The following is an 11,240-nucleotide window of genomic DNA, read 5'->3' on the forward strand; positions in this document are numbered from 1 at the left end:
CGGGTTTGCAGGGCGGATCGCCGCGTTCGCGCTCGATCCCGTGCTGCTCGGCGCACCCGCGATAGCGGCGCTCGCCCGGCGCCAGCCCGACGCGGCGCTGATCCGGTTCGAGGATGCCAGCCCGTCCTGGCCGCTGCAGGTCAAGACGCAATATGGCCTGACCGCCCCGCAACCGGCCTGGGAACTCCCGACCGGCAAGGCGCCCTTTTCGAAGCCCGTCGCCAGCCCCGTATCGACCGCCCCCGCGCTCGCGCCGACGCGCGAGGGGCACTACGCCGTCAACGCCTGGCGCCTGGTCGTGGCGCCGACCGTGGCGGCGAACGGGGCCACGATCTCGCAGCCGGGGTTCGATGCCCGCTCGTGGCATGCCGCGACCGTGCCGGGCACGGTGCTGACGACGCTCGTCGATCGCGGCGTCTATCCCGATCCGACGATCGGCCTGAACAACATGGCGATCCCCGAAAGCCTGTCGCGGCAATCCTGGTGGTATCGCAGCGAATTCACGCTGCCCGCGACCCCGGCCAAGCGGCTGACGCTGACGTTCGACGGCGTCAACTATGCGGCGCAGGTGTGGGTCAACGGCACCGCGATCGGCGACGTGAAGGGCGCGTTTATCCGCGGGCGGTTCGACGTGACCGACCGGCTCCGGCCCGGGCAGCGCAACAGCATCGCGGTGCTCGTCGCGCCGCCGCCGCATCCCGGCATCGCGCACGAACAGTCGCTCGCCGGCGGGCGCGGCGACAATGGCGGCGCGTTGATGAGCGACGGTCCGACCTTCGGCGCGAGCGAGGGGTGGGACTGGATCCCCGGCGTGCGCGATCGCAACACCGGGCTGTGGCAGGGTGTAGATCTCGCCGCGACCGGGTTCGTGACGATCGGCGATCCGGCGGTCTCGACCCGCCTGCCGCGGCCCGACAATGCGGTCGCCGAGGTCTCGATCGAGGTCCCGGTGACGAACCACGGCACCGCGCCGGCCTCGGCGACCGTGCGTGCGGCGTTCGACGATGTCGCGGTTGAACAGCGTGTGACGCTTCCGCCCGGTGCCAGCCAGGTCGTGCGCTTCACCCCGAGCAGCTTCCCGCAACTCGCGGTGCAGAAGCCGAAACTCTGGTGGCCCAACGGCTATGGCGACCCGGCGCTGCACCGGCTCGACCTGACGGTGGCGAGCGACCGGGTCGTGTCCGACCGCCGCAGTCTTGATTTCGGGATGCGCAGCGTGACGTATGAACTGTCGTCGCTCGACACCACGGGGGCGTTGCGGCGTGTGCTGGTCGATACCGCGCTCGCGCATGATCTCGGCACGCCGGTAATCGACGAACGCCACCCGGCGCTGCGCAAGGTCCGCGGCGGCTGGGCGAATTCGCTGATGCCGGGGGCGGAGACATCGCCTGCGGTCACCGCATTGCCCGACGATCCGCTGTCGCCGCAGATGGTGCTGCGCGTCAACGGCGTCCGCATCGCCGCGCGCGGCGGCAACTGGGGCATGGACGACATGATGAAGCGGGTCGGCACCGACCGGCTGACCCCCTATTTCCGGCTTCACCGCGAGGCGGGGATGAACATCATCCGCAACTGGATGGGGCAGAGCACCGAAGAGGCGTTCTACGCGCTCGCCGACCGCCATGGGCTGATGGTGCTCAACGACTTTTGGGAATCGACGCAGGACAATGACGCGGAGGCGCAGGACGTGCCGCTGTTCGTCGCCAATGCGCGCGACGTGGTGCGGCGCTATCGCACCCACCCGTCGATCATCCTCTGGTTCGGCCGCAACGAAGGCGTGCCGCAGCCGATCCTGCAGACCGCGCTGCAGGACATGGTCTGGCAGGAGGACGGCACCCGGCTCTACAAGGGCAATTCGCGGGTCATCAATCTCGGCGGATCGGGGCCCTATGAATGGCACCCGCCGGAGGAATATTTCACCGGCTATCCGCACGGCTTCGCGATCGAGGTCGGCACGGCGAGCTTTCCGACGCTGGAATCGTGGCAGCGCACCGTCCCCGTCGAGGATCGCTGGCCGATCAGCGACACCTGGGTCTATCACGATTGGCACCAGGAACGCGGCGTGTCGATGGCGAGCTTCGTGCGCGCGATGGACACCGAATTCGGTCCGGCCCGCGATCTCGCCGATTTCGAGCGCAAGGCGCAGATGCTCAACTACGAATCGCACCGCGCGATCTTCGAAGGGTTCAATGCCGGGCTGTGGACCACCAACAGCGCCCGGATGCTGTGGATGACGCACCCTGCCTGGCCCTCGAGCGATTTCCAGATCTACTCGTCGGACTATGACACGCACGCCGCGTTCTACGGCACCAAGAAGGGGGCGGAGCCGGTTCACATCCAGATGAACCAGCCGGGCCGTCAGGTCGTGATGGTCAACACCACGCGCCGGCCGCTGACCGGCGTCAAGGCGACCGCGCGAGTCACCGATCTGACCGGCGCAACCGTCGCGACCCACGCGCAGACCGTCGACCTGCCCGCCAACGCCACGGTCGCGCTCTTCCCGCTGGCGCTCGATGCCGCTCTCGCGAAGGGGCCAGTGCTGGTCCGGCTCGACGCGTCCGCCGCCGACGGGAGCCGCGTGTCGGAGAATTTCTACTGGCAGGCGGCGAACCCCGCGGATCTGCGCGCGCTGTCGGCGATGCCGCAGGCCACGCTTCGGGCTGACGTGGCGGCAGGGTCGGCGGCAGCGGGCGAGCGATCGCTCCGCGTCACGCTGTCCAATCCGGGCACGACTCCCGCATTGCAGACCAAGCTGACGCTGTTCGACGGCAAGGGCGTGCAGATCCTGCCAGCCTATTTCAGCGACAATTACGTCTCGCTGCTGCCCGGAGAGACGCGTGACGTCACCGTGGCCTATCCCGGCGACCGCGGCGTCGCCACGGTGCGGCTGCGCGGGTGGAACAGCCCCGCGACGACGATCGGGGGCAAATAGGCTAGACGACCAGCGACAGCAGCAGCGTCAGCCCCAGCCCGACCACCGAGATCAGCGTTTCGCACACGGTCCAGCTACGGATCGTGTCAGCGACGCTCAGCCCGAAATACTCCTTCACCAGCCAGAAGCCGCCATCGTTGACGTGGCTGAGAATCACCGATCCCGCACCGGTCGCGAGCACCAGCAGTTCGGGCCGGATCCCGGGATTGGCCGCCGCCAGCGGCGCGATGATGCCCGCGGCGGTGGCCATCGACACCGTCGCCGACCCGGTCGCCACGCGCATCAGCGCCGCGATCAGCCAGGCGAGCAGGACGATCGGCATGTGGACGCTGGTCGCTGCGGCGACGATCGCGTCGGATACGCCGCTGTCGATCAGGACGCGGCCGAATCCTGCGCCCACGCCGACCACCAGCGTGATCATCGCGGTCGGCGCGAGGCAGTCGTTGGTGAACTTCTGGATCGTCCCGAGGTTCATCCCGCGCGCGAGCCCCAGCGTCCAGTAGCTGACGAGCACCGCGGCGAGCAGCGCGACGACCGGCGTGCCGACGAAGCGCAGGATGCCGTCGAGCCGCGATCCGGGCAGCGCTATCATCGTCGCGAGGCTGCCGGCGAGCATCAGCACGACGGGCAGCAGCAATGTCGCAAGCGTGATGCCGAAGCCGGGCAGGCTCCGCGTGTCCTCGGCCTCGACGACCGCGGCGGGGGCGATCGGCTGCGGTGCGAGATGCCGGATCACCAGCCGGCCATAAAGCGGTCCGGCGATCGCGGCGGTCGGGATGCCGACGATCAGCGCGAACAGCACGGTAAGCCCGACATCCGCATTATACGCCTGCGTCGCCAGCAACGCTGCGGGGTGGGGCGGGACCATCGCATGCACCACCGACAGCCCCGCCGCCATCGGCAGCCCCATCCGCATCGGATGCTGCCCGAGCCGCCGCGCCAGCGTGAAGACGATCGGCACCAGCAGGACGAAGCCGACCTCGAAGAACACCGGCAGGCCGACGATCAGCGCGACCGTCATCATCGCCCAGTCGGCGCGCGCAGGGCCGAAAAAGCCGATCACGCTGTCCGCGATCCGCTCCGCGCCGCGGCTTTCGACCATCATCTTGCCGAGGATCGTGCCAAGCCCGACGACCAGCGCGATATGCCCGAGCGCGCCACCGACGCCCGCCTCGAAGCTCTTGACGATCGATCCGAGCGGGATGCCGACGACCAGCGCGAGCGCGAGCGACACCAGCGTCAGCGCGATGAACGGGCTCAGCCGCACCCGTACGATCAGCACGATGAGCGCGGCGACGGCGATCGCCGCCTCGGTCAGCAGCATGCCGCCCGGCTGCATTTACGGTTTCTTCCAGGCGACGCAGTCGACCTCGACCTTGCAGTCGACGACCATCTGCGACACGACGCAGGCGCGCGCGGGGGGATGCGCGCCGAAATACTCCTTAAACACGCGGTTGAACGACATGAAGTCGCGCGCGTCGTCCAGCCATACGCCACAGCGCACGACATGCTCGGGGCCGTATCCGGCTTCCTCGAGGATCTTCAGCACGTTGCGGATCGCCTGATGCGTCTGCGGGATGATGCCGCCGTCGATCACCTCGCCATCGACCATCGGCACCTGGCCCGATACGAACAGCCAGCCATCCGCGCCGACCGCGCGCGCGAACGGCAGATGCTGGCCGCCGGTGCCGCTGCCGCCTTCGACGCCATAACGCTTGAGTCCGTCCGTCATCTGATCATTCCTTCACTGGGTAATGGGGTTTGCGCGGCGCAGCAGGCGGCCCGCGCGGGCGCCGGTCGGTCGGCCGAGCGCGAGCGTCACGACGCCGTTGACCCAGACACCGACCACGCCATCGGCTGCGGCCGTCGGCTCGTCATAGGTCGCACGGTCGGCGATGCGCGCGGGGTCGAACAATACGAGATCCGCGGCGAGCCCTTCGCGGACATAGCCGCGGTCGTGCAGGCCGAAGCGATCGGCGGGAAGCCCGGTCATCTTGCGGATCGCAGTCGCCAGCGGGAACAGGCCGCGGTCGCGCGCATAATGGCCGAGCACGCGCGGGAAGCTGCCCCATAGCCGCGGATGCGGCCGGGGATCGCAGGGCAGGCCGTCCGACCCGACCATCGTCAGCGGATGCGCGAGGATCCGGTCGACATCGCTGTCGGTCATGCAGTGATACACCGCACCCGCCGGTTGCAGCCGCGTTGCGGCGGCGCGCAGGTCGACGTCCCAATCCGCGGCGATGTCCGCGAGCATCCGTCCCGCCTGGGCGGGCTCGGCGTCCGACCAGGTGATCCGGATCGGCGTCTCCGGCACGACCTGCTTCAGATCGAGCGTCGAGGAGCTTGCCGTATAGGGGTAGCAGTCGCACCCGACCGGCTGCTGCGCGTCGGCGCCCTCGATCATCGCGAGGATTTCGCCGCTGCGACCATATTGCGGTGCGCCCGCGCATTTGAGATGCGACACGATCACGCGCGCGGCGGCGTGCCGGCCGATCGCGAACGCCTCGTCCAGCGCCGGGACGATCGCCGCCGCCTCGCTGCGCAGATGCGTGCAATAGAGCGCGCCGGTACCGCGCAACGCCTCGGCGATCGCCATCACCTCCGCGGTCGAGGCGGCGTTGGCATTGGCATAGGCGAGCCCGGTCGACAGCCCGAACGCGCCTGCCGCCAGCCCGTCCTCCAGGTCGCGGCGCATCGCCGCGCGTTCGTCGTCACTCGCATCGCGGTCGAACCCGTCCATGTGTCGCGCACGCAGCGCGGTATGGCCGATCAGCGCGACGACATTGGTGGCCGGGACCGCGGCGTCCACCGCCTGCGCATAGGCCGCGAAATCGGAATAGCGGAATTCGTCCGCGCCACCGAGCAGCACCAGCGGGTCGGGCAGGGGGGCATGCGCGCTCAGATCACTGCCTGCGCTGATCCCGCAATTGCCGACCACCACCGTCGTCACGCCCTGCGTCACCTTCGCGGTCATCGCGGGCGCCGCGATCACGACCAGATCGTCATGCGTATGCGCGTCGATGAACCCGGGTGCGAGCGCCAGGCCCCGCCCGTCGATCGCGCCCGGCGGCGGCGACGCAGCGGCCGCCGAGACCCGCGCGATGATCCCGTCGCCTATCTCGCGTCGGCGCGGAAGGCCGCGCCGCCGCTGCCGTCATACACGTCGACACCGGCAATGACTGTCGCCATCATTTCACCTCCCAGAGGTTCCAGAGGTCAGTGCCACGCGTCTGTCGTGGCCGGGCTGGATCGACACTGTCACCGCGGGTCGAAATAATGTAAACAATTTTCTTTATCTGGGAGGTCTGCCGTGAGCGACGTCGGTGTGAAGCTGCACAAGGGTATCGGTCGGGATGCGGCCGCGCGCTGGAACCTGCTCGCGGGGGACGTCATGTTTCCGGCGGCGGTGCTCGATGCGCGGCGGATGCAGCATAATCTCGACTGGATGCGCGCGTTCATCGATGCCTATGGCGTGTCGCTCGCACCGCATGGCAAGACGACGATGGCGCCCGCGCTCTTCAAGCGCCAGATCGATGCCGGCGCGTGGGGCATCACGGTCGCCACCAGCCAGCAGGCGCAGGTCGCGGCGGCGCATGGCATCGACACCATCCTGATCGCGAACCAGATCGTCGGCGACGCCAATATCGCCGCGATCGTCGATCTGCTCGCCGATCCTGCGCTGCGGCTGATCTGCATCGTCGATTCCGCCGCCGGGGTGGCGCTGCTCGGGGAGGCGTGCCGCGCCGCCGACGTGTCGCTCGACCTGCTCGTCGAACTCGCCCCCGAGCCCGACCAGTCGGGCTTCCGCACCGGCGTCCGCGATGCCGCCGCGCTCGCCGGGGTGCTCGACGCGGTCGCGCACTGGCCGGGGCATCTCCATCTCGCCGGGGTCGAATCTACGAAGGGGTGCTGAGCGACGAGGCGGAGGTCCGGCGGTTCATCCGTCGTGCGGTGACGATCACGCGCGATCTGCTCGCGACGGGGCGGATCGCGCGGACGCCCGCGATCCTGTCGGGGGCGGGCTCGGCCTGGTACGACGTGGTCGCAGAGGAAACCGCCGCGCTGGCAAAGGCCGGCGATGTCCAGGTCGTGCTGCGCCCTGGCTGCTACATCAGCCATGACGACGGCCTGTACCGCATCGCGCAGGACCAGATCCTGAAACGCAATCCGGTCGCGCCGAGCTTTGGCGACGCGCTGCTGCCCGCGCTGCGCGTATGGGCGGTGGTGCAGTCGATCCCCGATCCGGCGCGCGCGGTCATCGCGATGGGCAAGCGCGACGTTGCCTTCGATGCCGGGCTTCCCCGGCCCGCGACGCTGTTCCGCAAGGCGCGCGACCGCCGCCCGGTCGACGCCCCCGCGCACTGGGCGGTGACCGGGCTGATGGACCAGCACGCCTATCTGGCGATCACCCCCGGCGATGACATCGCGGTCGGCGACGTCATCGCCTTCGACATCTCGCACCCCTGCCTCACCTTCGACAAATGGCGGCGGGTGCTGGTGGTCGATGACGATTTCACCTGCGTCGAGGTGGTCGAGACCTTCTTCTGATCCCGACCTCGACAGCGGGCGTCAGCGCGGCGCCGAGGGCGGACGGTCCTCGGCGCGCGTGCCGAAGCGCGACGGCTTCGCGCCCATCGTGAATTCCAGCTCGCCGCCCTGGATCAGGTCGGCATGCGCGATCCAGTTGCGGGTCCAGGGCTTGCCGTTCCAGCGCACCGACTGGACATAGGGCCGGTCGGGCGCATTGCCGATCGCGCGCACCCGGAGCGTCTTGCCCGCGCCGACGCGCATCTCGCCGCTGTCGAACAGCGGCGACCCGAAGACATAGATCCCCGTCGTCGGATCGACCGGATAGAATCCGAGCGACGACAGGATGAACCACGCGCTCATCTGGCCGCAATCGTCGTTACCGATCACGCCGTCGGGATCGTCCTTGTACATCTCGGTGCATAAGCGGCGGACCATCGCCTGGGTTTTCCACGGCGTCCCGACATAGGCATAGAGATACGCCACATGATGCCCGGGCTCGTTGCCATGCGCATATTGCCCGACCAGCCCGGCGATGTCGGGTGGCGCGTTGGCGGGCAGCGTCGAGGGCGCGTTGAAGAAGGAATCGATCTTCGCGTCATACGCCGCATCGCCGCCGAAATGCGCGATCAGCCCGTAAATGTCGTGCTGGTTGAGGAAGGTCGCCTGCCAGCCATTCGCCTCGGTATAGTCCCGCCACCGCGGCTGCGGCATGTGGCCGAGCTGGATCGGATCATAGGCCGCCCACCAGCTTCCGTCGGCGAAGCGCGGACGGGCAAAGCCGATCTTCGGGTCGATCACGTTGCGCCAGTTGCCGCTGCGCTTGCGGAGCAGCGCCGCATCGTCGGTCTTGCCGATCGCGTCGGCGAGCAGCGCCATCGCATGATCGTCATACGCATATTCCTGCGTCCGGCTGACCGACTCCTTGATCTTGTCCGCGGGAATATAGCCGAGCCGCATGTAATGATCGCGGCCGAGCGTCGCGAGGCTGTCCTTGTATTGCGGGTCGAAGGCACGCCGGCGGATATTGGGCCAGGCCGCCGCATAATCGGCCTTGATCCCCTTGGCATGCGCCTCGGCGAGCACCGCGACCGAATGCCAGCCGTTCATGCACCCGGTCTCGAACCCCTGCAACGGCCAGGTCGGCGGGCCATAGGGGCTCTGCTGCGTCTGGCGGATGAGATCGTGGACGAAGCGCTCCGCCATGTCGGGGCGGACCAGCGTCATCAACGGATGCAGCGCGCGATACGTGTCCCACAGCGAATAGGCGCTGTACGCGCGTTCGGTCGCGGGCAGGGTGTGGACCTGCTGGTCTAGCCCGACATAGCGACCGTCGCGGTCGCTGAACAAGGTCGGGCCCATCAGCGTGTGGTAGAGCGCGCTCGCCATGATCGTCCGCTGCGTCGGCGTCCCGCCCGCGACCCGGACCATGTCCAGTTCCTTCGCCCAGATCCGGCGCGCGGCGGCGCAGGTCGCGTCGAACGTCCAGCCCGGTGCCTCGGCCAGCGCGCCGCGCGCGCCTGCGACGTCGACCGCCGAGATGCCGGTCTTGACCAGGATCGGTGCCGCGCCCGCATCGTCGAAGAACAGCGCGACCTTCAGCCGGTGCCCGGTCACGCCGCGCCCGCCGCCTGCGACCGGCGTGTCGCCGTCGCCATAGAATTGCACGCGGTCGGGCTTGCGCGACAGCTGCATCGCGAAATGGATGCGGCGCCCCTCCGCCCAGCGGAAGACCTGGCGGCTGCCCGTCAGCAGGCCGTCCTCCTCGATCGACAGCGACGCGTCCTCGATCCGGATCGCCTCCTCCGCGGTCTCCTGCTTGCAGTGCGTCAGGTCGATCAGGATATGCCCCGGACCCTTGGCAAAGGTGTAGCGGTGCAGCCCGGTCCGCTCGGTCGCGGTCAGCTCCGCGAGCACCCCCGACTCGAGCTTGACGCGGTAATAGCCCGGCTCGGCATGTTCGTCGGTATAGCGCTGGCGATAGCCGTCGGACGGCGTCTCGCGCGGCCCCGCGACGAGCTTCAGCGGCTTGCGCGTCGGCACCAGCAGCACGTCGAGCATGTCGCCGATCCCGGTCCCCGACAAATGCGTGTGCGAGAAGCCCATGATCGAACGGTCGGACTGGTGATAGCCCGAACAGGCATCCCAGCCATGATTGTTGGTATCCGGCGAAAGCTGGACCATCCCGAACGGCAGGGTCGCGCCGGGGAAGGTATGGCCATGCCCGCCCGTGCCGATGAACAGGTCGGGCCTGGTGACTGCCGGCGACTGCGCGTGTGCGGCAAGGGGAAGGGCCGTGCCGAACGCGGCAAGGGTCGAGCCGGCAAGCAGCTCGCGACGGGTGGCGCGGATCACGCGGTGGTCTCCTAAAGGTCGGGCGGTCGGGGGAATCAGAAGGTCTCGCGCAGCAGGGCGGGGCGGCGCCGCTCGAGATCGAGGATCAGGTCGCCGAACAGCCCGTTCGCCCAGGCGAACCAGGGCCGCGAAAAGCGTTTGGGGTCATCCTTGTCGAACGATTCGTGGATGAAGCCGGTGCCCGCGTCGGTGGTCTTCAGCCAGCGCAGGCATTGCCGGATTTCCGCATCGTCATCGCTGGTCATCGCGCGGACGATGATCGACATCGGCCAGATCATGCCCAGCCCCTTGTGCGGGCCGCCGATTCCGTCCGCCGCGCTGCCGGTGAAGAAATACGGGTTGCGCGCGCTCCAGGCGGCTGCCCGGGTCCGACGGTACAGCGGATCGGTGCGCGACGCGGCGCCGAGCAGCGGCAGCGCCGACAGGCTCGGCACGTTCGCATCGTCCATGAAGATCGCATTGCCGAACCCGTCCACCCTCGAACGCCCAGACGTCTCCGCCCGTGCCCGTGCCGCCCGTGCCGCCCGCGCGATACGCCATCCGGCCATGCGTGCGCAGCGCCGCGTCGACCTCGTCGGCGAGCGCAACGCACTCCGCCGCCGCGGCGCCGTCGTGCCGCGCCTCGACATGAACCTTGGCGAGCATGCGCAGCGCCGACACCGCAAACAGATTCGACGGGATCAGGAAGGGCAGCGTGCAGGCATCGTCCGACGGGCGGAACATCGAATGGATCAGCCCGACCTTGCGTGTCGGCGCCCCGACGCCTTTCAGCATCAGCGTTTCGGTCGCGTGGCGATTGACGCGCTCGAACCGGTACGGGCCGTCATCGGTCTTGCGCTGCTGCTCGCGCATCGTCGCCACCGCCCGCGCCATCGCCTTGGCCCAGAGCGCATCGAACGGCGCGGTATCGCGCGTCTCGCTCCAGTAGCCATAGGCGAGCCGCATCGGATAGCAGAGCGAATCGAGCTCCCATTTGCGTTCGGCAACGCCCGCGCGCATCTCGGTCAGGTCGTCGATCGCGCCCAGGTTCGACTTGGCCTGCGGATCCGCCATGAAGGCATTGGCGTAGGAATCGATCAGGATGCACCGCGCCTGGCGCTGGATGACGCCGTGGAACAGGCGGCGCAGCGCCGGGTCGCGGCGGCAGAGATGGACATAGGTCTGCATCTGCGCCGAGCTGTCGCGCAGCCACATCGCCTCGATATCGCCGGTAATGACGAACCCGTCCGGCTTGCCGTCGACGATCCCCAACCGGACCGTCGTGTCGAGCGTGTTGGGATAACAGGTCTCGAACAGATGGCGCAGCGCGGGATCCGCGATCCTCGCCTTCACCCGCACGATCTCCTGCTCAACCGCCGGACTGACGAAGCGACGCTGATCGCGCGGCGGCCGGGCGCCGCCAGCGACGGGCGCCGACGCCGCGAAG

The 11,240-nt window shown here is 68.8% G+C and carries 7 protein-coding genes and 1 pseudogene; 3 read left to right on the forward strand and 5 right to left on the reverse strand.

Annotation, left to right across the window (positions count from 1 at the left end; genetic code table 11):
• The coding region (locus NI18_RS17085) for a sugar-binding domain-containing protein (RefSeq protein ID WP_037531714.1) at positions 1-2,932 on the forward strand (2,932 nt) is incomplete at its 5' end.
• A 1-nt stretch (position 2,933) separates the two neighbouring features.
• Here NI18_RS17085 and NI18_RS17090 read toward each other — a convergent pair.
• Genes NI18_RS17090 through NI18_RS17100 form a run of 3 tightly spaced genes read right to left on the reverse strand, consistent with a single transcriptional unit; the run spans position 2,934 to position 6,050 of the window.
• Positions 2,934-4,271, reverse strand: coding sequence for a gluconate:H+ symporter (locus tag NI18_RS17090; RefSeq protein WP_037531715.1), 1,338 nt, complete (start codon positions 4,269-4,271; stop codon positions 2,934-2,936).
• Complete coding sequence (locus tag NI18_RS17095; protein ID WP_037531717.1) at positions 4,272-4,664, reverse strand: RidA family protein; 393 nt, start codon at positions 4,662-4,664, stop codon at positions 4,272-4,274.
• A 12-nt stretch (positions 4,665-4,676) separates the two neighbouring features.
• Entirely contained in the window at positions 4,677-6,050 is a 1,374-nt protein-coding gene (locus tag NI18_RS17100; protein WP_347574877.1) for an amidohydrolase family protein, read from the reverse strand.
• Between the two features lie 192 nt (positions 6,051-6,242).
• Here NI18_RS17100 and NI18_RS25865 point away from each other — a divergent pair, with 192 nt between their 5' ends.
• Both NI18_RS25865 and NI18_RS25870 read left to right on the forward strand, forming a co-directional pair.
• Positions 6,243-6,845, forward strand: a complete 603-nt coding sequence (locus tag NI18_RS25865) for an alanine racemase (RefSeq protein ID WP_198527054.1) — start codon at positions 6,243-6,245, stop codon at positions 6,843-6,845.
• Positions 6,839-7,480, forward strand: coding sequence for a hypothetical protein (locus NI18_RS25870; protein ID WP_198527055.1), 642 nt, complete (start codon positions 6,839-6,841; stop codon positions 7,478-7,480). Before NI18_RS25865 ends, NI18_RS25870 begins: the two co-directional genes overlap by 7 nt.
• Positions 7,481-7,501: 21 nt before the next feature.
• Here the strand turns inward: NI18_RS25870 and NI18_RS17110 are convergent, their stop codons facing one another.
• Together NI18_RS17110 and NI18_RS17115 are read right to left on the reverse strand one after the other, a co-directional pair.
• Positions 7,502-9,814 (reverse strand): GH92 family glycosyl hydrolase, encoded by a 2,313-nt coding sequence (locus NI18_RS17110; RefSeq protein ID WP_037531719.1) that lies wholly within the window; start codon positions 9,812-9,814, stop codon positions 7,502-7,504.
• A gap of 35 nt (positions 9,815-9,849) precedes the next feature.
• Positions 9,850-11,240 (reverse strand): annotated as a pseudogene (locus NI18_RS17115) (glycoside hydrolase family 125 protein); the annotation flags it as partial.

This window comes from Sphingomonas sp. Ant20, from assembly GCF_000783375.1.
In the GTDB taxonomy this organism is placed as follows: Bacteria; Pseudomonadota; Alphaproteobacteria; order Sphingomonadales; family Sphingomonadaceae; genus Sphingomonas; species Sphingomonas aerolata.